A 22830-nucleotide genomic window follows, 5' to 3' on the forward strand; every position below is an offset into this window, starting at 1 on the left:
GAAAGGCTCTGGTGCAGTGACATTTCCCCGCGGACTGGCGCTGCTCGTGGCAGCAGCGCTGTTCATGGAGATGCTGGACGCGACGATTCTCGCAACGGCACTGCCGTCGATCGCCCAATCTTTCGGAGTTGATGCCGTCGACGTCAATGTCGCCGTTTCTTCGTACCTCCTGGTGTTGGCCGTCCTGATCCCGGCGAGCGGATGGATGGCCGACAGATTCGGAACGCGACGTGTCTTCATCTCTGCCATAGCCGTTTTCACGGTGGCGTCGGTGGGATGTGCACTGAGCACCTCCCTCCCGATGCTGGTGGGAATGCGTGCTTTACAAGGGGTAGGCGGCGCCATGATGGTGCCGGTGGGGCGGCTCGCAGTATTGCGGGTGACGTCGAAGGCGGAACTCGTACGGGCTATCGCCTACTTGACGTGGCCGGCGCTCACAGCGCCGGTTCTTGCGCCCGCTGTGGGTGGAGCCATCGTGTCGATCGCTTCGTGGCGCTGGATCTTTCTGATCAACGTTCCGATCGGGATCGTCGGGTTTCTGCTGGCGTTGCGCATGGTGCCCGACATTCGGGAGGCGCAGAAACGGAGCCTCGACTGGCTGGGATTGGTGGTGATCGGAGCAGGCGTCGCAGTGCTTGTCGTGGCGCTCGATAACGTGCACAGTGCCGGAACCGACTGGCTACGAGTGGGCCTCGGGATCGTTGCGGCTCTGATCTTGTTGAGCTTGGCCGTCATTCACCTCGTCCGGTCGGATCATCCGCTCATCGCGCTCGGCGTCCTCCGACTTCGATCGTTTCGGCTCGTCGCGTCGAGCGGCTCGCTGTACCGGCTCGTGATCATGGGCGTGCCGTTTGTGCTGCCGTTGTTGTTCCAAGTGGGATTCGAAATGTCGGCGTTCAAGGCCGGTCTGCTGGTGATGGCTCTGTTCGCGGGGAATATCGCGATCAAACCGCTCACCACTCCGCTCATGCGCAGGTTCGGGATCAGACTAGTTCTGGTGGGAAACGGAGTTCTGTCGGTGGTGTGCTTCGGTGCGCTGGTACTGATCTCGTCGACGACACCGGACGTCGTAATCGCTGTCGCACTGTTTGTCAGTGGCGCGTTGCGATCCATCGGGTTCACCGCGTACAACAGCTTGGCGTTCGCCGACGTCGACTCGGGTGAGCTGACCGATGCCAATACTCTGCATGCAACGCTGCAAGAGTTGGCGTCCGGTCTGGGTATTGCACTGTCCGCTTTGGTGATCACGCTCTGTACACCGTTGGCGGAGTCGGAGGATCTGAGCGGCGGAGTGCCGTTTTCTCTGACGCTGGGTGTTCTCGGGGCCATGCTGGTGCCGACGGTGATCGAGAGTTGGCGGCTCCCACGCGATACGGGTGCTGTGGTGTTGGTGCGCTGATGAAGCGTCTTCCGCCACTTTCATCATAACGCGGGACCCGGGGCTTGCGGCAAGGCCCCGGTGATGGTGCACACTCGTCTGCTGCGAGCAAGCAAAAGCCTTGCCCGAAGGAGGGGATCGCATGAGTGATGTCATCATTGTCGGTGCTGGACCAACTGGATTGATGCTGGCAGGTGAGCTCCGGCTGCAGGGCGTCGATGTCGTCGTCGTGGACAAGGACGAGGAGCCGACTCAGTTCGTCCGTGCCCTCGGTATCCATGTGCGCAGCATCGAAATCATGGAGCAGCGCGGGTTGCTGGACAAGTTCCTCGCGCACGGCCGCAAATATCCGCTCGGTGGATTCTTCGCGGGGATCAGCAAACCGGCACCGGCGCACCTCGATACTGCGCACGGGTACGTACTGGGCATTCCTCAGCCCGAGATCGACAGGATTCTTGCCGAACATGCCACCGAAGTCGGTGCGGACATTCAGCGAGGAAAGCGCGTCGTCGCGATCCGTCAAGATACCGATAGCGTCACAGCGGAATTGTCCGACGGCACAACACTTCACGCGCGTTATCTCGTGGGCTGCGACGGCGGCCGCAGCACTGTTCGGAAGCTGATCGACGTCGGGTTTCCCGGCGAGCCGTCGAGCGCCGACACGTTGATCGGCGAAATGGACGTGACCATGCCGGCTGATGAACTGGCCGCCGTTGTCGCCGAAATCCGGGAAACGCACAAACGATTCGGAGTCGGTCCCGCCGGCAATGGTGCTTTTCGCGTCGTGGTACCCGCGGCCGAAGTTGCCGACGGTCGCGCGGTTCCCACCACCCTCGACGACATCAAGCAACAGCTACTGGCCATTGCGGGCACCGACTTCGGTGTGCACTCACCGCGGTGGCTCTCGCGCTTCGGTGACGCCACCCGTCTGGCGGAGCACTACCGGCGTGACCGGGTGTTCCTCGCCGGCGATGCCGCACACATCCACCCACCGATGGGCGGACAAGGCCTCAATCTCGGTGTCCAAGATGCCTTCAACCTCGGCTGGAAGCTCGCCGCAGAGATTAACGGTTGGGCGCCGGAGAGCCTGCTCGACACGTACGAATCGGAACGGCGTCCGGTGGCTGCCGACGTTCTCGACAACACGCGCGCGCAGGCGGAGCTGATCTCCACCGCAGCCGGTCCACAAGCTGTGCGACGCTTGATCTCCGAGTTGATGGACTTCGAAGACGTCAAGCGTTATCTGACCGAGAAGATCACTGCGATCTCGATTCGCTACGACTTCGGCGAAGGTGACGACCTACTCGGTCGGAGGCTGCGGAACATCGCGTTGACGCGCGGCAACCTGTACGACCTGATGCGATCCGGCCGCGGACTTCTTCTCGACCAGGGTGGCCAACTGTCCGTCGATGGTTGGAGCGATCGCGCCGACCACATCGTTGACACAAGCACTGAATTGAACGCTCCGGCTGTCCTGCTTCGGCCGGACGGTCATGTGGCATGGGTCGGGGATTCGCAGGCGGAGTTGGATACTCAGCTGTCCATGTGGTTCGGCCGGCCAACGGCGTAGGGCTATCTGGTTCCACCTCTAAGCCGACTGGTCGCTTGACACGCCGGCCAATGGGCTGTGTATTGGTCCGATACTTCGTCGTGGTCGCGATAGAGCTGTTTGCGTTTGCGCGTTGGAAGTCGGTCGCCGAAGACAATGCCGTTGATGTGGTCAGTCTCGTGTTGGAAGCAGCGCCCGAGGGTGCCACCTGCAGTGATTTCGATCGAGTTGCCGTATTGATCGTTTCCGCGACAGGTGGAGAAGTCGGGTCGTGCGAGGTCAGTGTATGAACCGGGAAGGGACAGACAGCCTTCGCCGTAGTCGACTAGCTGCCGGTGGACTCCTTCAGGAAGGTCGACGACCGGATTGCAGACGACGCCGGTGCGTTGCGTCCCTACTTCGTCGGTGCAGTCGTAGATGAACACCGCGAGGTCGACGCCGATCTGTTGAGCTGCGAGTCCTGCGCCGTGTGCGGCGGTGTTGGTAGCGAACATGTCTGCCAGCAGATCTTGGAGATCGCTGCCGAATTCAGTCACTGGCCGAGCAGGCGCATGAAGGACAGGGGTGCCCCAGCGAATGATCGGTTGCGCGGTACCTAGGCGGAGAAGTTCGGAGACAGGCATGAGGTTCATGTTCCGCTCTGCTCCTGCCCAACGCAACGAGAGTGTTCGCGTTCGACCGTTGTGTTTCTCACTGCAGTACATTGCCGATTTACTCTCGGGCGTCGCGGACCGCTGTCTGAACATTGGATCTGGTGCAACTTTCACTCAGCTCGCTTGGCGGTCCCTTCGCCTCCACGCTGTCGAGCCTGACCTGGGTTGATGTGGAGTCGAACACCCTCGTAGGTGACTGTGTACGGCACGTCGTCGTCCGGGTCGCCGGAGTCCGCAGGGTCCGGTAGTTCCGCGATCTGTTCGATGACGGTCTGGGCTCGCGCAGCGCCGGGATCGAACATCTCCTGAAACGGCCCGACGAACGATCCGCCGAGTCCGCGGCGCTTCGCCCGGACAGCCGCCCACCCGAATACGGCCAACGGGCCGATCATGGCGAACAGCACTAACAAGTCCCACCCCATGCTTCGAGCGTACCGACCGACCGCCTTCAAACGGCATTTCGGCCATTCCGGACGGCGCATGGCCCAACATCAGTGCGAAAAACGCGCGGCTATTCGACACAGGGACTCCTTCGCTGTGGTCAGGCCGTCCTGCCAAGTCTCCTCAGCTCATTCGTCTCTCGGACTGTGCCTTCAGTAGATCGGCCAGTCGATCAGGTGAGATCCGCTCGCGAACCGCCTCCGTCACGAGTTCGGCCTGCGTCTGAGGCGCGAGGCCGTCGATCGGTTGGTCTCGGTCCAGATTGGTCGGGAAGGCGTAGCCCTCGGCCGAGGCGGCGACGGCGCACCGAACTGCCTCGTCGGACCCCGCCTCGCTGAGAGCGAGCAGTGCAGGATAGATCGCGTTGACGAGTGCCTCCCGGTCGATGGTTCCGAGGGCTCGACCGAAGGCCGACGACACCTGGAGAAGATTTGCCATACGCAGGACGTCCGCGGACTTGTTGTGGCCGGCGGCGTGGAATAGTGCTGGGTTGAAGAAGACGGCATCTCCCTTCTTCAAAGGTAATTGGACGTAGTTGGCTTCGAAGAACTCCTTGAACTCGGGACGCTCGAACGCGAGGTATCCGGATTCGTATTGCTGGGAGTACGGCAGATACTTCGTCGGGCCCGTTTCGGCAGGCATATCCACGTGGGCGACGGCACCTTGCAGGGTGAGGGCCGGGGTCAATCGGTGAACATGCGCCCGAAACTTTGCGGCTACGTCGCTCGACATGAAGCCGAGGTGGTAGTCGCGATGTGGATTCTGTGCGGCGCCACCGGGATTGACGACGTTGACGTCTGACGTCACCTGATACATGGGGCCGAGCCAGGCTTCCGAAGCTAAAGCGACAATGCTGTTTGCGTAGTAGTCGACGTAAGCCTTGGGATCTTCGAGCGCCAACTTCAGTTGTGCTCCCCAGATCCGGTCATTGGCTCCGGGTTTGGCGAAGTGATCCCCGGACGTCGCGCCGGATTCGTGTTGGCGCGCAATGAGTTCACGGAAGACCGCACTGGCGCGATCCAATACCTCCGCGTCGAACGCGCCTTGGAAGACCGTGATGCCTGGACCGGTGAGTAACGCGCGGGCGATCTCGTCCTGAATCTCCGCCCGGATTTCAGGATTCGACAATTTGTCGACCAGAGCATCCGAGCGGTAGAGAAGAACGCCGTCGGCCACCGAATGGGCGTACGGGTAATCGGCGGGGTCTGTCTCGTGTGCGACCAGAGCGGCGAAGTCTTCGATGTTGCAATCTTCTCGGTGCAACCTACCCGCGGACGGCACGGCGTTGTCGGTCAGTGCTCGAGTCATTCGGGGACCTTTCCTGCAGTGTTCAAGATGCGCTGTACCTCAAAGACTGCCAAGGAGAAGCCATCGAAACTACCCCCGAAATCCATCAAAAAGACCTCAGAATTCTTCGCTCAATAGCTTGATCCGGTTCCAATTTAGCTGGACAACATAATGTCCTTACATATTCGAGATTCGACTCTACAGTTCGAGGCATGACAACTTCTACTGTTCTGGAACTTCCTCGCACCCGGGTTGCCGATCCGATCGACGCCCCGACTTTGTGCTGGGGGATCCTCGGTCCCGGCTGGATTGCACAGCGCTTCGTGGAATCCCTGCAGACCGATACAGCTCAAGAGGTGGAGGCAGTTGCTTCGCGCGGACTGGCCCGAGCTCAGGCCTTCGCGGACCAATGGGGGATCCGATGCGCTCACGGTAGCTACGGCGCTTTGCTTGCGTCCGAGGAGGTGGACGTCGTCTATGTTGCAACGCCGCACACAGCCCATTTCGATTGTGCGATGGCTGCATTGGATCACGGCAAGCATGTCGTGATCGAAAAACCGCTTGCCTTGAACGGTGCACAGGGGCGTGCCATTCGAGAGAGGGCAACGGCGCTCGGACTGTTCTGTATGGAAGCGATGTGGACGTCGTTCTTGCCCAAGTTCGACGTGATCGACCAGATCATCGAGGCTGGATTTCTGGGAACCATACGTACGGTTCTGGCAGATCACGGTGAACGGTTCGAGACCGATCACCGTATTTACGATCCGGCGCTCGCGGGCGGGCCGCTTCTCGACCTCGGGACCTATCCGGTCAGTCTTGCGCATCGCGTACTAGGTGTTCCGAGTTCGGTTCTCGCTCTCGGCCAACCGGCCAACCACCAAGTGAACGGCCAGATTTCCGCGGTGCTCTCGTGGTCCGGTGTAGCTCAGGCCAGTCTGAGCACCACCATCCTCGCTGACACGCCCAACACCGCGTCGATCTGCGGTGACAAGGGGATGATCATTCTGGACTCGACGTTCTACCGCCCCGGGTCCTTTACGGTCCGGCTCGGAGACGGAAGATCTGCGCGCTACGACGACCCGGTCGACGGATACGTCGGAGGTCTCGCGTTCGAGGCGGCCGAGGCGGCGCGGCGGATCACCGCCGGGGATATCGAGTCGCCGGTCCATCCGCTCGACGCGGCCATTGCGACGCTCGACATCCTCGACGAGATCCGCCGTCAGGTAGGGATCACGTTCCCGGGGGAGGCCTAGAGTGTGAAGGCGTTCCGGAAAGCAGTGAGTGCGGTGTCACTGTCTCCGGATGCCCAGCCCTCCAATCCGATCGTGCCGGTGTAACCCTGCTCGGCGAGAACGCGTGCGATGGCTGGGTAGTTGATCTCGCCGGTTCCGGGTTCGCATCGGCCGGGTACGTCGGCCACCTGAATCTCGCCGATGTTGTCACCACAACGCCGCACGAGTTCGATGAGGTTTCCTTCGCCGATCTGTGCGTGGTAGAGGTCGAGCATCATCTTGAGGTTGGGGTGTGAGACGGATTCCACCAGTGCCAGAGTGTCTTTGGCTCTGGCCATCGGTACGCCAGGGTGATCGACGATCGTATTGAGATTCTCGAGGCAGAAGACGACTCCGGCGTCTTCACCCAGTCGCGCGATCTTCTCGAGAGCGCGTTGGGCCGTCAGCCACATCGCTCCCGTAGTTCGATACTGCGGGCGCGCGGCCTGTCCGTCGATCAGCTCGCCGGTATGGAAGTTCAGCCGAGGAACGCCGAGTTTCGCTGCCGGCGTGAGGCATAGCGCCGCTGTACGTACGAGTTCGGCGCTGCCCGCTTCGTCGAACAAATCGCCGTGAAGATAGCCGGTCATCGAGGAGAACCGAGCCCCGGTGGCGACCAGAGCATCGAGGTCCTTGTCTTGCCAACTCCAGATCTCGGCTGCGAACCCCGCCTCCGAGATCCGCCGAATGCGTTCGACGACAGGGAGTTCGGTGAACGTCATCTCGGCAGAGACTGCCAAATCGAAGGGGCTCACTGCGGCACCGACAGCAGCGATACGGGCAGTCCGGTTTCCACGGATTCTTTTGCAGCCAGTGCGATTTCCAGGGCGTTGCGAGCATCGAGACCGTCGACCGACGGCGCGCTGCCGGAGCGGATGCAGTCTGCGAAGTGCGCTAGCTGGGCAACATAGGCGTCGTGAAACAGTTCGATGTTCACCCGAGGTGTGTCGGCCCGAACGCCCGGTGAGCTGTAATGACGCATCGCGGTCCGCGTGACCTCGCCTGCACTCACCATTCCACCGGAACCGAAAACCTCGCCGCGAACGTCGTAACCGTAGGTGGCCTGGAAGTTGGCCTCGGCCGACGCGAAGGCGCCGTTGTCGAACCGCAACTGAACCATCGACGTATCGAGGTACCCCTGCTCCTTGTACTGCGGATGGACGAGAGCATCGGCCTGCGCGAACACCTCGACGACGCGTGCCCCCGGGTTGAGCCAGAGCAGGGCGTCGAAGTCGTGAATCAGTGTCTCGTTGAAGATCGTCCACGGCTTGACTCGAGAGGCGACGTCGGCGGTGATTCCCGGATCGCGAGTCAGAGAGCGAAGTAGCTGCGGTGTCCCGATCCCACCGGAGGTGATCACGTCGTGTGCCGCGGCGAAGTCGGCGGCGAAGCGCCGGTTGAAACCGACCTGCAGCGCAACATTGTTCGCGGCGCATGCGCCGATTGCGCGATCGGCGTCCTCGAGTGTCAAAGCCATCGGCTTTTCGCAGAAGACATGCTTGCCGGCCTCCGCTGCTGCTACCACGAGATCGGTGTGAGTTGATGCGGGCGTACTGATGAGCACCGCTTCGACGGTCGGATCGGTAATCAGCTCAAGGGCGTCGGTGTACGCGCGGGCGTCGGGACTGACACGTTCGATCAACGACGCCGCAGCGCCGGGCGCAGGATCGGCGACGGCGACGAGACGGGTGCCGGGGATACGCAGCGCGACGGACTCGCCGTGGAAACGGCCGATCCATCCAGCGCCGATCAGACCGACTGCAACAGAGGCAGACATGGGGGCTCCGTTCGGAGTGAGGATGAGGAACTAGATCGTTCTAGTCGTGTCAGTAAAGCGCTGGTTGCCTCGTGCGTCAACGTTTCGGCGTGTATTCGCTGGAACGATCTAGTCTGTGGAGGTGAACAGTCGACGCCCCACCTTGCAAGACGTAGCAGACCTGGCCGGTGTGTCACGCGCACTGGTGTCCATCGTCATTCGTGATGTCCCGGGTGCCAGCGATGCGACGCGGGTACGGGTCAAGGCGGCCGCGGACGAACTCGGCTATCGACCCGACAACGCGGCGCGACTGCTGCGCCAGCATCGCAGCCGCCTGATCGGTGTCAGTTATGTTGCCGCGCAAACCTTTCACGCGGAGCTGCTCGACGAGATCTACGACGCAGCCGAACGCTTGCGCTACGACGTCGTTCTCAGTGCCGTCTCGGACCGCAGGCCTGGCTCGCGCGCCGTGCGCACCCTGCTCGACGACCGATGCGAGGCGATCTTGCTGTTGGGTTCGCAGGCGCCGGAATCGGAGATCGTCGACCTGGCGGCCAAGGTTCCCGTCGTCGTGCTCGCCCGGAAGATGCCCTCAGCACAGGTGGACGTTGTCCGCACGGACGACGAGGCGGGCGCCGTGATGGCCGTGAATCATCTCGTCGGACTCGGGCACCGCTCGATTGTCCATGTCGACGGCGGACGCGGTCCGGGCGCCCAGGAGAGGCGTCAGGGCTACCGGAAGGCCATGCGGGCGGCCGGACTGGAATCGCGGATACTTCCCGGCGGCCTCACGGAGGAGTTCGGCGCGGACGCCGCGCGGTCGATGGTCGAACAAGGGATTCCCGGTGCGGTCTTCGCTTTCAATGATCGTTGCGCGCTAGGAGTCCTGGACGTCTTCTTGCGTGCGGGAGTCTCGGTGCCCGGCGACGTCTCCGTGATCGGATTCGACAACAGTGCATTGGCAGGTTTGGCGCACATCGATCTGACCAGTGTCGGGCAGGACACGGCGTTTCTGGGTGGCGCCGCGGTGGAGCGAATCTCCGAACGCCTCGACGGCGGAAGTGGACTCTTGGGCAGGGACATAGTCGCGCAACCACAACTTGTAGTTCGAGGTTCAACTGGACTCGTAGGGCGTTGACCTGGTTTTTCGACCTAAACTCGTTTGTCCGGTCTTTGATAAGCAGTCCTAATGTCAGAACAAACTATTGACATTCGACTGTGACGGGTATTACATCTTTCACATACAACCGAGCACCATCCGTTCGCGGGCCGTTGGTTGATGTCGAGAGGGAGTTCACATGTCGTTTCTCACGGGACGCAAGAGCGTTGCCGTACTGGCCGGAGCCTCAGTCGTGGTCTTGGGTCTGGCCGCCTGTTCCAGCACCGGCGGTAAGCCGGATTCTTCCGGATCCGGAATGGGCGCGGGTACGGCGGACACGCCCCGCGCCACCATTGCGATGATCACCCACGAAGTTCCCGGTGACACGTTCTGGGATCTGGTGCGCAAGGGCGCCGAAACCGCAGCGGCCAAGGACAACATCGAACTTCGGTACTCCGCCGATCCCGAGGCGCCGAATCAGGCCAACTTGGTTCAGAGTGCGATCGACAGCAAGGTCGACGGGATCGCCGTCACCCTCGCGAAGCCCGACGCCATGGTTGCCGCGGTCCAAAGTGCCACCGCCGCGGGCATTCCGGTGGTCGCCCTCAACTCGGGCCTCGAAACCTGGAAGGACATGGGCGTCAAGGAGTACTTCGGTCAGGACGAGTCGATTGCCGGTGAAGCTGCCGGCGAGCGACTCAACACCGAAGGTGCCACCAAGGTGCTGTGCGTGATTCAGGAGCAGGGCAACGTGAGCCTCGAATCACGGTGCGCCGGTGTGAAGAAGTCGTTCAAGGGAACGACGGAGATTCTCAACGTCAACGGCAAGGACATGCCGTCGGTGGAGTCGACCATCACCGCGAAACTTCAACAGGACCCGGCAATCGATCGAGTTCTCGCGCTCGGTGCGCCGTTCGCATTGACGTCCGTGACGTCGGTCGGCAATGCGGGCAGCAAGGCGAAGGTCGTCACCTTCGACACCAACGCGGCGCTCGTCGACGCCATCAAATCCGGTGACGTGCAGTGGGCAGTGGACCAGCAACCCTTCCTGCAGGGCTACCTCGCCATCGATTCGCTGTGGCTTTACCTCAACAACGGCAACGTGATCGGTGGTGGCTTGCCCACCCTGACCGGACCCGCGTTCATCGACAACACCAACATCGACTCGGTCGCCGAGTACGCCAAGAACGGAACTCGCTGATCCGGGCGCACGGAGGGCTGAGAGTCCGCCCTCCGTGCGCCTGTCCAGCACGGAAGGGAAATCATGTCCACTCAGGCAGATCTCGACCTTGCCGCCCATAAAGTCGTGACCGATGAACGGGTGAAGGAGCAAAAGCGCATTCAGCGTCTGCTGCTCCGCCCGGAGATGGGTTCACTTGTCGGCGCCATCGCCATCTTCATCTTCTTCTGTATCGTCGCGGCACCGTTCCGTACGCCGGAAGCGCTTGCGACAGTGCTCTACTCCAGCTCCACGATCGGCATCATGGCTTGCGCGGTCGCCCTGCTCATGATCGGCGGCGAGTTCGACCTCTCCGCCGGCGTCGCAGTCACCACGTCCTCGCTCGCCGCGTCGATGATCGCCTACAACCTGCACCTCAACCTGTGGGTGGGCGCGATTCTGGCGCTGGTCGTCTCGCTCGCCGTCGGATTCTTCAACGGCTACCTCGTCATGAAGACGAAGATTCCCAGCTTTCTCATCACCTTGAGTTCTTTCCTGATGTTGACCGGTATCAACCTGGCCGTCACCAAGCTCGTGAGTGGTCAGGTGGCCACACCCAGCGTCTCCGACATGGCTGGATTCGATTCCGCCAAAAAGGTATTCGCGTCGTCGTTCTCGGTCTTCGGGGTGTCCGTCAAGATCACGGTCGTGTGGTGGCTGCTGTTCACCGCGATTGCAACATTTGTTTTGTTCAAGACCAAGATCGGCAACTGGATCTTCGCGGTCGGCGGCAATCAGGACAGTGCCCGCGCGATCGGTGTGCCCGTGACCGCAGTCAAGATCGGCTTGTTCATGACCGTCGGCTTTGCTGCCTGGTTCGTGGGCATGCATCTGCTGTTCTCGTTCAACACCGTTCAGTCCGGTCAGGGTGTCGGTAACGAGTTCCTGTACATCATCGCCGCAGTCATCGGCGGTTGCCTGCTCACCGGTGGTTACGGAACCGCGATCGGCGCTGCGATCGGTGCATTCATCTTCGGTATGACCAACCAGGGCATCGTCTACGCAGGCTGGAACCCGGACTGGTTCAAGTTCTTCCTCGGCGCCATGCTGCTCTTCGCGGTCATCGCCAACAACGCATTCCGCAACTACGCTGCGAAAAGGTGACACATGAGTACCACAGCTGAAGTTCCCGCTCTCTCGAACTCGGGCGGCAACGTGCCACTGATCGAGCTCAAGGACGTCGGTAAGCAATACGGAAACATCATCGCGCTCAAGGGAATCAACCTGCGCGTCGGTGCGGGTGAAGTAACAGGCGTGCTCGGTGACAACGGCGCAGGCAAGTCCACGCTGATCAAGATCATCGCCGGTCTGCACCAACAGAGCGAAGGTGAACTACTCGTCGACGGTGAACCGACAACATTCCACTCGCCGAAAGAAGCTCTCGGCAAAGGCATCGCGACGGTCTATCAGGACCTCGCCGTCGTTGCGTTGATGCCGGTGTGGCGCAACTTCTTCCTCGGGCAGGAACTGCGCAAGGGCGGTCTGATCAAGTCGCTCGACGCCAACGCCATGCGCGCGACGACTCTTTCGGAACTGTCGAAGATGGGCATCGAACTACCTGACGTCGACGCACCGATCGGTAGTCTCTCGGGCGGTCAGCGTCAGTGTGTTGCCATCGCCCGCGCCATCTTCTTCGGCGCGCGCGTGCTGATTCTCGACGAGCCGACAGCAGCGCTCGGCGTCAAGCAGTCGGGAATGGTGTTGCGCTACATCACCGCTGCCAAGGAACAGGGATTCGGCGTCATCTTCATCACGCACAATCCGCACCACGCGTACATGGTCGGCGATCACTTCGTGCTCCTCAACCGAGGCAGGCAGAAGCTCGACGCCAAGTACGACGACATCTCACTCGAAGAACTGACCAAGGAGATGGCGGGCGGTGACGAGCTCGAGACGCTGACCCACGAGCTTCGCCGCTAGATCAAAACCTCGCGACTACAGCCTCGGTTCGAATCGAACCGAGGCTGTAGTCGTTTCGTCACAGGATGGTCGTCGGCCGAACCCCGAGGCCGGAATGCATGTACGCCTCGTCGATCATCGTCATGTTGGCTACCGCGTCGCCCGGCCCGATCGGCAGCGCCGAGACCCCGGACAGATGATCGGCGAACGCTTCGAGTTGATAGGTGTACGACGACTTCGTGCCCAGATGCTCGACGCTCGTGCGCCCACCGGCCGTGACGGAGACACGGTCGTCGATGTCCGGCTGCAGGAAGTTGTGTACCAGGACGTCTCCTTCAGTGCCGAATACTCGGAAGGTGAAGTGATACCGCTCGTCCAACATCGTGGTCACCACGGATGCCGTGGCGCCGCTGGGGTATTCGAGTTCGATGTCGAACCACGAATCAACCCTCGGAGCATATTCCTCGTGGCGGGTCTCGGTCACCACTGGCGCACCACCACAGACGTCACTCAGCGTCCGGGAAGCATGTAACCCGTAGCAGCCCAGGTCCATCAGTGACCCGCCTGCCAAGGCGAGCTCCCACCGCGGGTCGTTCTCGGATGGTGTGGGCATCCGCAGTACGGTTTCCACCCGAGTGACCGCGCCGACGGCGCCGCTTCGAACCAGATCCAGCAGGCGCCGGTTCACCGGATGAAAGAGGTAGTGGAACCCCTCGAGCAGCGTCACGCCGCTCACGCGTGCTGCCTCGGCTACAGCACGCGCTTCCACCGCGTTGCTCGAAAACGGTTTCTCCGTCAGCACGTGCTTGCCGGCCTGAACGGCGGCGAGATTCCACGGTCCGTGCAGGCTGTTGGGCAGCGCGTTGTAGACGACATCCACCTCCGGATCCGAGATCAGCTCGGCGTACGAACCGACCACCCGTTCGATCCCATGCTGGGCCGCATAGGCTCTGGCCCGCTCGGGGTCGCGTGCGGCAACGGCCACCAGGCGGTGCCCGGTGGCCGTTGCAGGTTTGATCATCGCGTTCTCGGCGATGCGTGAGGCTCCCAGAATGCCTATCCGCAGCGGGGTAGGAGGTGTCACAGAACCGACCGCAGATACTCGACGCTCGCTCGCACATCGCGCACCGGTCCCTCGTCCGACGGCGCTTCGGCCAGAATGGTGTCCTGCTCGAGCACGTACCACCCGTCGAAACCGTGGCGCTGCAATATGGCTGTGACACCGGCGATGTCGACGTCGCCGCCACCGAGTGGACGGTACATTCCCGCCTTCACGCCGTCGGTGTAGGTGAGCTCACCTCTGCGAACGCGTGATGCGAGGGCATCGTCGACGTCCTTGAGATGCACGTGGGTGATGCGCTCGGGAGCTTGACGCGCCAGGTCGACCGGATCGGTGCCGCCGATCAACAGGTGGCCGGTGTCCAGGCACAGGGGGATGGCCGAGCCGTCGAGCACTCGCAGGACCTCGTCGCGCTGCTCGATCATCGTTCCGACGTGAGGGTGGACAACTGCCCTGATTCCGCGCTCGGCCGCGGCGTCGGTGAGGCGATCGAGATTGTGCAGCAGGGTTTTCCAACTCTGCTCGTCCAGTTCCGGGCGTGAATCGTAGCCGTCGGAACCCGTCGCGGCGGCCAGGACCAAAACTTCGGCACCCGAGGCGACGAAACCATCGAGGATGGGGGAGATGCCGGGAACCGGATCATGATCGCGATCATGCAGCAGTACCGGTGCGAACCCGCCGACTGCGCTCAGATCGTGATCCGCGAGCACCTTGGCCATTTCGGCGGGTGCAGTCGGCAGAAAGCCCTCCGGTCCGATTTCCGTTGCCGCCAGACCGACTTCGCGCATTTCCCGGAGGACTTGCGCAGGGTCGAGCTGGTAGCCCCAGCCCGGGACTTCGCACACGCCCCAGGAGATCGGTGCGCCGGCGATGCGAGGAGTGCTCATGTGTGTGCCTCATTCTTGTCGTGAAGGAACAGATCTTTGACTTCGGTGATCGTGACGGGCCGACCCTCGCGCAGAGAGTGCGTTGCAGCTTCGGAGATCCAGGCCGACTCGACCGCATCTGCGGGCGTGCACGGTGATTCCCGACGCCCGGCGACAACGCCGAGGAATGCTTCGAGTTCCGCACGGTAGGCGGACGTGAAGCGGTCCATGAAGAACGTGTACGGCTCCTTCGAGGGGAACGATGTTTCGGGGTCGAGAGAGCGGAGTGGCAAGCGGTCGTCCAGCCCGGCAACGACGGAGTCCGCCGAGCCGAGTACCTCGAGTCGGCAGTCGTAGCCGCGGCCGTTGTAGCGGGTATTCGACACGACCGCGATGGTTCCGCCTTCGAAAGTGAGAACCGTTGCGGCGGTGTCGACGTCACCGGCATCGGCGATCCCGCGATCACCCTGATTCGAGCCGGTGGCAAAAACAGTGGTGACTTCGCGGCCGCTGATCCACCGGACGATGTCGAAGTCGTGGATCGAGCAGTCGCGGAAGATGCCGCCGGAGTGTTCGATGTACGAGATCGGCGGGGGAGCGGGGTCGAGGGTGGTCGATCGGAGAGTGTGGATCCAACCGAGTTCTCCAGATCGAACCGCGTCGTACGCCGCCACAAATGACGGGTCGAATCGGCGCTGAAATCCGATCTGGACTGGCACCGACGTCTGCTCGGCAGTCGCGAGTACACGAACGGAGGATTCGATGGAGTCTGCTACCGGCTTTTCGCAGAACGTCGGGATGTCTCGGCGGACAGCGGCTTCGATCAAATCGGCATGTGAACTCGACGACGCGGCGATCAGAACGCCGTCGATGCCCGACGCTAGAAGCGCGTCGGGATCGGCAGCGGACTCCACGTCGAGTTCGCTTGCCACGTCCGAGGTTCGACGTGCGTCGACATCGGTGACAACCAGCGCGTCGACGCCGTTTAGCGTCAGCAGGTTTCGGGCGTGGTAGCTGCCGATTCGTCCGAGGCCGACGACTCCGATACGAGCGCCCATCAGTCCAGCCCTCCGAAGACGTTCTGGTCCCAGTCGATGATCGAACCCGTCACGACTCCGCTGCGATCGGAGAGCAGGAAGACGACGAAGTCGGCGATTTCGTCGACCTGTCCGAGCTTGCCCATGGGGAGGGTGCTGCCCGCACGTTCCTGCCAGTCGTCACCAGCGTCGTGAAAAGCTCTCTGCGTGAGGTCTTCACCCTCGGTCTGTGTCCACCCGATGTCGAGACCGTTGATCCGGATACGATCCCAGCGATGCGCATGGGCGGCGTTGCGGGTCAGCCCCGCCAGCCCGGCCTTCGCTGCCACGTACGGCGCGAGATACGGCTGCCCGCCGAGTTCGGACGTGGAGATGATGTTGACGATGGACCCGGGGACCGCACGCTCGCGCATGTCTTTGACTGCTGCCTGCATCGTGAAGAACGGACCGCGAAGGTTCACCGCGATGTGCTGGTCGAAGAGTTCTTCGGTGGTGTCGAGCAGCGTTCCGCGTGAAGTGAGCCCGGCGGAATTGACCAGAGCATCCACGCGGCCGAAGTGAGAGATCGTCTCGGACACGCTGTCGAGCGCGGAATCCGTTTGTGCCACATCGGCTTCGATGAAGTGAGTTCCCGGAAGTTCTGTCTCGAGAGCCTTTCCGACGTCCGGGCGTCGGCCGGTGAAAGCCACCTGAGCGCCCTCACGGACTGCGGCGCGTACGATTCCGGCGCCGACGCCTTGCGAGCCGCCACTGACCAGTAAGACGGTGTCGGCCAGGAGTGCGGGCCTGGTTACGCCCGGCGTAGAAGTCATGGGTTTAGTCTGGCTGTGACGAAGACCTCGAGCAACAGCAAAAAACCATCAAATATCCATCATCGTGAGGTAGTTGTGGCGCATCGATTCAAAGTACGGGAGATCGCTCAGCAGTCGGGCCTGAGTGAGGCCACCGTCGACCGGGTGCTCAACGACCGTCCTGGAGTTCGCGACGGCACACGATTGGAGGTTCGCCAGGCGATCACGGACCTGGAACGTCAACGCTCGCAACTGAAACTGGTCGGTCGCACGTTCATCGTCGACGTCGTGTTGCAAACTCCTGCAAGGTTTTCCGACGCCGTCCGTGACGCGCTCGAGGCCGAACTGCCCACCCTTGCACCCGCTGTAGTTCGTTCCAGGTTTCACTTTCGTGAAACCGGTTCGGTAGAAGCGATGACGTCGACGCTCGACAAGATTCGCCGGCGTGGCTCCCACGGAGTCATCGTCAAGGCTCCCGACACTCCGGAAGTCGTGGCGGCGATCGACCGGTTGGTGGCGGCAAGGATTCCGGTCGTCACGTTGGTGACCGACGTTGCCGGCAGCAGGCGAGCCGCCTACATCGGCATCGACAACCGAGCCGCTGGAGCCACCGCCGCGTACTTGATAGATCAGTGGCTGGGGGATCGGGAAGGCAACGTGCTGGTCAGCATGAGCAGTGGGTTCTTCCGCGGGGAGGAAGAACGGGAGATGGGATTTCGCTCCGCCATGCGAGTCTCGGCTCCGCATCGACGGTTGATCGACATTCCGAACAGTGACGGTCTGGATCAGACGAGTAGGAAATTGGTGCGAGCGGCACTCGAATCCGATCCGCAGATCCGTGCCGTGTATTCGATCGGTGGTGGCAACCTGGCCACGGTCGACGCGTTCGAAGAATTGAACCGGGAGTGCAGTGTCTTCATCGCCCACGATCTCGACGGTGACAATCGAAAGTTGCTGGGGGAGAAGCGAATATCGGCGGTGCTCCACCACGATCTGCGTGCGGATGTTCGCACTGCCTGTCAGGTGGTCATGAAGGAACACGGCGCCATGGGCGCTCACTTCGGCTTTACGACGTCACCGGTCCAAGTCGTGACACCGCTCAACATGCCCCCGACATAGCTGTGCGCGGTCAAGGAGTCCGGAGACTCCCTAACCGCGCACAGGGCCGAAGGCCTGACTATCGAGCGAAGAGCAGTGCTCGCTTGACTTCCTGAATAGCCTTTGTCACCTGGATGCCGCGGGGGCACGCGTCGGTGCAGTTGAACGTGGTGCGGCAACGCCACACGCCGTCCTTGTCGTTCAGGATGTCGAGACGCTCGGAAGCGGCCTCGTCACGGCTGTCGAAGATGAACCGGTGTGCGTTCACGATGGCAGCGGGACCGAAGTAGCTGCCGTCGCTCCAGTACACGGGGCACGACGTGGTGCAGCATGCGCAGAGGATGCACTTGGTGGTGTCGTCGAAACGAGCACGGTCGTGCTGGCTCTGGATGCGCTCACGAGTGGGCTCGTTGCCACTGGTGATGAGGAACGGCTTCACGGCGCGGAATGCGTCGAAGAAGGGCTCCATGTCGACAACCAGGTCCTTCTCGACGGGCAGGCCCTTGATGGGCTCGACCGTGATGGTGACCGGCTTGCCGTCCTTGGGCAGCATGTCCTTCATCAGCAGCTTGCAGGCCAGACGGTTCACACCGTTGATCCGCATCGCGTCCGATCCACAGACTCCGTGTGCGCAGCTGCGACGGAACGTGAGGGTGCCGTCGAGGTAACCCTTTACGTACAGCAGCAGGTTGAGCAGACGGTCGGTGGGCAGTGCCGGGACCTGGAAACTGTCCCAGTGCTGGCCCTCGCCCGATTCGGGATTCATCCGCGCGATCTTGAGAGTGACCATGACGGCCCCCTCGGGAACAGCGGGGAGTTTGGGTGCATCTACAGCAGGCGCAGACATCAGTACTTACGCTCCATCGGCTCGTAGCGGGTCTGGATCACCGGCTTGTAGTCCAGACGGATGTCGGAGAGCAGGCCGTCACCCTCCTTGTACGCCATCGTGTGCTTCATGTACTCGGCGTCGTTGCGATCCGGGAAGTCCTCGCGAGCGTGGCCGCCGCGCGATTCCTTGCGGTTGAGGGCGCCGACGACGGTGACCTCTGCCATTTCGAGGAGGAAGCCCAGCTCGATGGCCTCGAGCAGGTCGCTGTTGTAGCGCTTGCCCTTGTCCTGGACCGTGATGTGGTTGTAGCGCTCCTTGAGAGCACGCACATCCTTGAGTGCCTGGGTGAGGCGCTCTTCGGTGCGGAAGACGGAGGCGTTGTTGTCCATCGACTGCTGCAGCTCGGTGCGGATGTCCGCAACGCGCTCGTGGCCGTGATCGGACAGGATGACGCCGACCCAGTCTTCGACCATGGCGGCCGGGGTTTCCGGCATGTCGACGAACTCGGTGGAGTTCGCGTACTCGGCGGCAGCGATGCCGGCGCGGCGGCCGAACACGTTGATGTCGAGGAGCGAGTTGGTACCGAGACGGTTTGCGCCGTGTACGGAGACACAGGCGCATTCGCCGGCCGCGTACAGACCCTTGACGATCTCGTCGTTGTTGCGCAGCACCTCACCGTTGATCTTGGTGGGGATACCGCCCATGACGTAGTGACACGTCGGGTAGACGGGCACGGGCTCCTTGACGGGGTCCACGCCGAGGTAGGTGCGCGAGAACTCCATGATGTCGGGGAGCTTCTCGTCGAGAACTTCCTCGGGGATGTGCGTCACGTCGATGTAGACGTAGTCCTTGTTCGGGCCGGCGCCGCGGCCTTCGAGAACCTCGAGGACCATCGAACGAGCCACGATGTCACGCGGAGCGAGGTCCTTGATGGTGGGTGCGTAACGCTCCATGAAGCGTTCACCGTCGGCATTACGGAGAATGCCACCTTCACCGCGGACGGCTTCCGAGATCAGGATGCCGAGACCGGCGAGTCCTGTCGGGTGGAACTGGTGGAACTCCATGTCCTCGAGGGGCAGGCCCTTGCGGAAGATGATGCCCATGCCGTCACCGGTGAGGGTGTGCGCGTTGGACGTCGTCTTGTACATGCGTCCCGAGCCGCCGGTCGCGAAGACGATCGACTTGGCGTGGAAGATGTGCAGCTCGCCGGTCGAGAGCTCGTAGCAGATGACACCGGTGGCAACCGGGCCGTCCTCGGTCTCGGTGATGGCGATGTCGAGCGCGTAGAACTCGTTGAAGAACTCGACGTCGTGCTTGACGCAGTTCTGGTAGAGCGTCTGCAGGATCATGTGACCGGTGCGGTCGGCGGCGTAACACGCACGGCGGACGGGTGCCTTGCCGTGGTCGCGTGTGTGGCCACCGAATCGACGCTGGTCGATCTTGCCTTCGGGCGTGCGGTTGAACGGCAGACCCATCTTCTCGAGGTCGAGCACCGCATCGATGGCCTCCTTGGCCATGATCTCGACGGCGTCCTGGTCGGCGAGGTAGTCGCCGCCCTTGACGGTGTCGAAGGTGTGCCACTCCCAGTTGTCTTCCTCCACGTTCGCCAGTGCGGCACACATGCCGCCCTGGGCCGCGCCGGTGTGGCTGCGGGTGGGGTAGAGCTTGGTCAGTACGGCCGTGCGGGCACGGGGGCCAGCTTCGATTGCCGCACGCATGCCTGCGCCACCGGCGCCGACGATGACCACGTCATAACGATGTTCCTGCATGAAGTCTGTGCTCCCCTAGCTCGCCGAGATATTGGGGTCGAAGGTGAAGATGACGTACGTGCCCAGGCCCATGATCAGGATCATCGAGAGAACGAGGATCGTGGTCAGCCAGAAGCGCGTGGAGTCCTTGCGGGAGTAGTCCGCGATGACCGTGCGCAGACCGTTACCGCCGTGCAGCTGTGCCAGCCACAACATCGTCAGATCCCAGAACTGCCAGAACGGGCTGGACCAGCGACCTGCGACGAACGCGAAGTTCAAACGGTGAACGCCACCGTCGAGCATCAGCATGATGAACATGTGGCCCAGGACCAGAACGATCAGGGCGACGCCGGAGAAGCGCATGAAGAGCCATGCGTACAACTCGAAGTTGTTCCGAGCCTTCGCGCGCGGGGACCGCGGGTTGTCCAGGCTTGCGGGACGGTCGTATGAGGTGCCCAGGCTCTTGGCTTCGGGTCCGTGAGTAGTCGCCATGTCAGTGCTCCGCAAACATGTTGATGAGGATGCGTCCGGCGCCTGGGATCATCACCAGGAACCAGATCGTCAGAATGGTCCAGAGCATGACGCGCTGGTACTTCGGGCCCTTCGACCAGAAGTCCACCAACATCACGCGCACGCCGTTGAGGGCGTGGTAGAGGACTACGCCGACGAGGCCGATCTCCATGAGGCCGACGAGGGGGTTCTTGTACGTGTCGATGACGGCGTCGTACGTATCGGGATTGACCCGAACGAGTGCCGTATCGAGAACGTGTACGAATAGGAAGAAGAAAGTAGCGACGCCTGTGATCCGGTGTAGAACCCAGGACCACATTCCGGGGTCGCCCCGGTAAAGCGACCTCGTGCGCTCCTTCTGAGGAGCGGCTTCAGTCGTAGTACTCATCGAGTGCTGTGCCTCCAACGTCATTGGTGGACGCGTCGAGCCTGCAGAGAGCTTCGATGTACCTCAGCCCGGGCTCGACGGGATCCTGAACCGACTTGACTCAGACTCTAAACCTATGTGAAACCGGGAACTAATCAGATGCGGGATTCGTACGCGTACCAAACTCTTTGTAAGGTTTGCCTTTCCAATCTCGCCGAGACGGTTTCGGCGTGGTTTCTGCATCCATTCAGTCGGCGTGATTGGATAACGAACCATGGGTGACATCGACTGGAAGTTGTTGCGGCACAACGCGCAAGTGGTCATGCGGCAGGCTTATGCACCGTACTCGGGCTATGCAGTGGGTGCAGCTGCCCTGGTAGACGATGGTCGGATCGTCTCAGGATGCAATGTGGAAAATGTCTCATACGGTTTGAGCCTGTGTGCCGAATGTGGACTCGTCGGTAACTTGGCCGCCACCGGGGGCGGGCGGCTGATTGCCTTCACGTGCTGCGACGCGAAGGGCTCGATTCTGATGCCGTGCGGCCGGTGCAGACAGCTTCTTCTCGAGCACGGCGGGGGTGAGATGCTTGTCGACACGAGCAGTGGGTTCAAGCCGCTGAGCGAGCTGTTGCCTGATGCTTTCGGGCCGGAACAAGCAGAGGGGCTCCGCCATGTTTGACGCAGTTTCCATCATCGGCGCCAAGCGTGACGGCCGCGAGCTGTCGGGAACCGAGATCGACTGGATAGTTCAGGCGTTCACACAGGGGATCGTCGGTGACGAGCAGATGTCGGCGCTCGCGATGGCGATCTACTTCCGCGGAATGTCGCGAGCAGAGACCGGTCGATGGACCGAGGCGATGATCGAATCCGGCGGGAGGATGGACTTTTCGGACTTGCCGCTGCCCACCGTCGACAAGCATTCGACCGGTGGAGTGGGGGACAAGATCACCCTTCCGCTTGCACCCCTCGTCGCTGCCTGTGGTCTTGCAGTCCCGCAGTTGTCGGGCCGCGGACTCGGCCACACCGGTGGAACTCTCGACAAGCTCGAGGCCATTCCAGGTTGGCGAGCCGAGCTCACGGCGACGGAGATGGTCGACATTCTCTCGGATCCGAAAATCGGCGCGGTGATCTGCGCTGCCGGAGCGAATCTGGCCCCCGCGGACAAGAAGCTCTACGCGCTGCGCGACGTGACCGGAACGGTGGAATCCATTCCGCTGATCGCAAGTTCGATCATGAGCAAGAAGATTGCCGAGGGAACCGGCGCCCTGGTGCTCGACGTCAAGGTCGGTTCCGGAGCGTTCATGAAGGACCTCGGCGACGCGCGAGAGTTGGCACGCACGATGGTCGAGCTTGGCAACGACGCCGGCGTGCGTACAAGCGCTCTCATCACCGGGATGGACACCCCGCTCGGATTGACGGCGGGCAACGCCCTCGAGGTACGTGAATCCGTCGAGGTGCTGGCAGGCGGCGGGCCGTCGGACGTCGTCGAGCTGACCCTGGTCCTGGCTCGGGAGATGCTGTCAGCGGCCGGGATCGACGGTATCGACCCCGCCGACAAACTGGCCGACGGCACGGCAATGGACCGGTGGCGCGCGATGATCGCCGCACAAGGTGGGGACCCACACGCGACGCTGCCTATGGCCCGGCACAGCGACGTCGTCACCGCGGACCGAGACGGCGTACTGACCCGACTCGACGCCATGGCGGTGGGCATCGCGGCCTGGAAACTGGGAGCCGGACGCGAACGGCAGGGCGAAGCCGTTCAGGCCGGTGCCGGCATCGAGATGCATGCAAAGCCTGGCGACGTGGTCCGTGCCGGGCAGACGCTGATGACATTGCACACCGACACTCCCGAGAGATTTGATGCAGCGCGACGAAGCCTCGGCGGTGGATGGTCGATCGGGACCGATTCCGACACCGTTTCGCGACCGTTGCTCATCGAGCGAATTGTGGGTGATTCGCGTTAGCGTTG

23 protein-coding genes are annotated in these 22830 nt (G+C 62.1%); 10 read left to right on the top strand and 13 right to left on the bottom strand.

Annotated features, from left to right (window positions below; all coding sequences use genetic code 11):
• Positions 1-16 precede the first annotated feature (16 nt).
• Together A0W34_RS10145 and iri are read left to right on the top strand one after the other, a co-directional pair.
• Complete coding sequence (locus tag A0W34_RS10145; RefSeq protein ID WP_081305327.1) at positions 17-1399, top strand: MFS transporter; 1383 nt, start codon at positions 17-19, stop codon at positions 1397-1399.
• 121 nt (positions 1400-1520) lie between these two features.
• The gene (iri, locus tag A0W34_RS10150) at positions 1521-2948 is read left to right on the top strand and encodes a rifampin monooxygenase Iri (protein WP_050654865.1); all 1428 of its coding nucleotides are present in this window, start codon (positions 1521-1523) and stop codon (positions 2946-2948) included.
• 2 nt (positions 2949-2950) lie between these two features.
• On the opposite strand, the gene def is transcribed toward iri, so the two are convergent.
• The 3 genes from def to A0W34_RS10165 form a co-directional block, all read right to left on the bottom strand.
• A complete protein-coding gene (gene def / locus A0W34_RS10155) occupies positions 2951-3559 on the bottom strand; it encodes a peptide deformylase (RefSeq protein ID WP_228232563.1) in 609 nt (202 codons plus the stop codon).
• Between the two features lie 131 nt (positions 3560-3690).
• The gene (locus tag A0W34_RS10160) at positions 3691-4002 is read right to left on the bottom strand and encodes a hypothetical protein (protein WP_050654913.1); all 312 of its coding nucleotides are present in this window, start codon (positions 4000-4002) and stop codon (positions 3691-3693) included.
• A 142-nt stretch (positions 4003-4144) separates the two neighbouring features.
• Positions 4145-5329 (bottom strand): phytanoyl-CoA dioxygenase family protein, encoded by a 1185-nt coding sequence (locus tag A0W34_RS10165; RefSeq protein ID WP_073512460.1) that lies wholly within the window; start codon positions 5327-5329, stop codon positions 4145-4147.
• A 191-nt stretch (positions 5330-5520) separates the two neighbouring features.
• On the opposite strand from A0W34_RS10165, the gene A0W34_RS10170 reads away from it, so the two are divergent.
• Entirely contained in the window at positions 5521-6561 is a 1041-nt protein-coding gene (locus A0W34_RS10170; RefSeq protein WP_054188151.1) for a Gfo/Idh/MocA family protein, read from the top strand.
• On the opposite strand, the gene A0W34_RS10175 is transcribed toward A0W34_RS10170, so the two are convergent.
• Positions 6558-7334 (bottom strand): TIM barrel protein, encoded by a 777-nt coding sequence (locus A0W34_RS10175; protein WP_080726629.1) that lies wholly within the window; start codon positions 7332-7334, stop codon positions 6558-6560. The two genes, A0W34_RS10170 and A0W34_RS10175, sit on opposite strands and share 4 nt — an antisense overlap.
• The gene (locus A0W34_RS10180) at positions 7331-8356 is read right to left on the bottom strand and encodes a Gfo/Idh/MocA family oxidoreductase (RefSeq protein ID WP_042449651.1); all 1026 of its coding nucleotides are present in this window, start codon (positions 8354-8356) and stop codon (positions 7331-7333) included. The genes A0W34_RS10175 and A0W34_RS10180 overlap by 4 nt, the downstream gene beginning before the upstream one ends.
• Before the next feature lie 115 nt (positions 8357-8471).
• Between A0W34_RS10180 and A0W34_RS10185 the strand changes: the two genes are divergently transcribed.
• The 4 genes from A0W34_RS10185 (at position 8472) to A0W34_RS10200 (ending at position 12573) form a co-directional block, all read left to right on the top strand.
• Positions 8472-9473: a LacI family DNA-binding transcriptional regulator gene (locus A0W34_RS10185; protein ID WP_030535068.1), complete on the top strand. Its 1002-nt coding sequence runs from the start codon at positions 8472-8474 to the stop codon at positions 9471-9473.
• Positions 9474-9633: 160 nt separating this feature from the next.
• Complete coding sequence (locus tag A0W34_RS10190) at positions 9634-10635, top strand: substrate-binding domain-containing protein (RefSeq protein ID WP_007727338.1); 1002 nt, start codon at positions 9634-9636, stop codon at positions 10633-10635.
• Positions 10636-10698: 63 nt separating this feature from the next.
• Complete coding sequence (locus A0W34_RS10195; RefSeq protein WP_003940759.1) at positions 10699-11757, top strand: ABC transporter permease; 1059 nt, start codon at positions 10699-10701, stop codon at positions 11755-11757.
• A 3-nt stretch (positions 11758-11760) separates the two neighbouring features.
• Positions 11761-12573, top strand: coding sequence for an ATP-binding cassette domain-containing protein (locus tag A0W34_RS10200; protein ID WP_007727336.1), 813 nt, complete (start codon positions 11761-11763; stop codon positions 12571-12573).
• Between the two features lie 58 nt (positions 12574-12631).
• Here the strand turns inward: A0W34_RS10200 and A0W34_RS10205 are convergent, their stop codons facing one another.
• The 4 genes from A0W34_RS10205 to A0W34_RS10220 are packed head-to-tail and all read right to left on the bottom strand — an operon-like array spanning position 12632 to position 16327.
• Complete coding sequence (locus A0W34_RS10205; protein WP_030535067.1) at positions 12632-13636, bottom strand: Gfo/Idh/MocA family protein; 1005 nt, start codon at positions 13634-13636, stop codon at positions 12632-12634.
• Positions 13633-14499, bottom strand: a complete 867-nt coding sequence (locus tag A0W34_RS10210; RefSeq protein ID WP_007727332.1) for a TIM barrel protein — start codon at positions 14497-14499, stop codon at positions 13633-13635. Before A0W34_RS10210 ends, A0W34_RS10205 begins: the two co-directional genes overlap by 4 nt.
• The gene (locus A0W34_RS10215) at positions 14496-15536 is read right to left on the bottom strand and encodes a Gfo/Idh/MocA family protein (protein WP_030535066.1); all 1041 of its coding nucleotides are present in this window, start codon (positions 15534-15536) and stop codon (positions 14496-14498) included. The genes A0W34_RS10210 and A0W34_RS10215 overlap by 4 nt, the downstream gene beginning before the upstream one ends.
• Positions 15536-16327, bottom strand: a complete 792-nt coding sequence (locus A0W34_RS10220) for an SDR family oxidoreductase (RefSeq protein WP_073512463.1) — start codon at positions 16325-16327, stop codon at positions 15536-15538. The genes A0W34_RS10215 and A0W34_RS10220 overlap by 1 nt, the downstream gene beginning before the upstream one ends.
• A 75-nt stretch (positions 16328-16402) precedes the next feature.
• On the opposite strand from A0W34_RS10220, the gene A0W34_RS10225 reads away from it, so the two are divergent.
• A complete protein-coding gene (locus tag A0W34_RS10225) occupies positions 16403-17425 on the top strand; it encodes a LacI family DNA-binding transcriptional regulator (RefSeq protein ID WP_073512464.1) in 1023 nt (340 codons plus the stop codon).
• 58 nt (positions 17426-17483) lie between these two features.
• Here the strand turns inward: A0W34_RS10225 and A0W34_RS10230 are convergent, their stop codons facing one another.
• From A0W34_RS10230 to sdhC, 4 genes are read right to left on the bottom strand one after another with little or no spacing between them, the layout of a single operon-like run.
• On the bottom strand, positions 17484-18251 hold the full coding sequence (locus A0W34_RS10230; protein ID WP_003940925.1) for a succinate dehydrogenase iron-sulfur subunit: 768 nt from the start codon (positions 18249-18251) through the stop codon (positions 17484-17486).
• Positions 18251-20002: a succinate dehydrogenase flavoprotein subunit gene (sdhA, locus tag A0W34_RS10235; RefSeq protein WP_003941011.1), complete on the bottom strand. Its 1752-nt coding sequence runs from the start codon at positions 20000-20002 to the stop codon at positions 18251-18253. Before sdhA ends, A0W34_RS10230 begins: the two co-directional genes overlap by 1 nt.
• Positions 20003-20017: 15 nt before the next feature.
• Positions 20018-20473: a succinate dehydrogenase hydrophobic membrane anchor subunit gene (locus A0W34_RS10240; protein ID WP_003940699.1), complete on the bottom strand. Its 456-nt coding sequence runs from the start codon at positions 20471-20473 to the stop codon at positions 20018-20020.
• Position 20474: 1 nt separating this feature from the next.
• Positions 20475-20879, bottom strand: a complete 405-nt coding sequence (gene sdhC / locus A0W34_RS10245; RefSeq protein ID WP_020969155.1) for a succinate dehydrogenase, cytochrome b556 subunit — start codon at positions 20877-20879, stop codon at positions 20475-20477.
• A 253-nt stretch (positions 20880-21132) separates the two neighbouring features.
• On the opposite strand from sdhC, the gene A0W34_RS10250 reads away from it, so the two are divergent.
• A complete protein-coding gene (locus A0W34_RS10250) occupies positions 21133-21537 on the top strand; it encodes a cytidine deaminase (RefSeq protein ID WP_042449639.1) in 405 nt (134 codons plus the stop codon).
• Positions 21530-22825: a thymidine phosphorylase gene (locus tag A0W34_RS10255; RefSeq protein ID WP_073512465.1), complete on the top strand. Its 1296-nt coding sequence runs from the start codon at positions 21530-21532 to the stop codon at positions 22823-22825. The genes A0W34_RS10250 and A0W34_RS10255 overlap by 8 nt, the downstream gene beginning before the upstream one ends.
• Positions 22826-22830: the final 5 nt, after the last annotated feature.

Origin of the sequence: Rhodococcus sp. BH4 (assembly GCF_002079265.1) — a bacterium.
Lineage (GTDB): Bacteria > Actinomycetota > Actinomycetes > Mycobacteriales > Mycobacteriaceae > Rhodococcus_F > Rhodococcus_F qingshengii.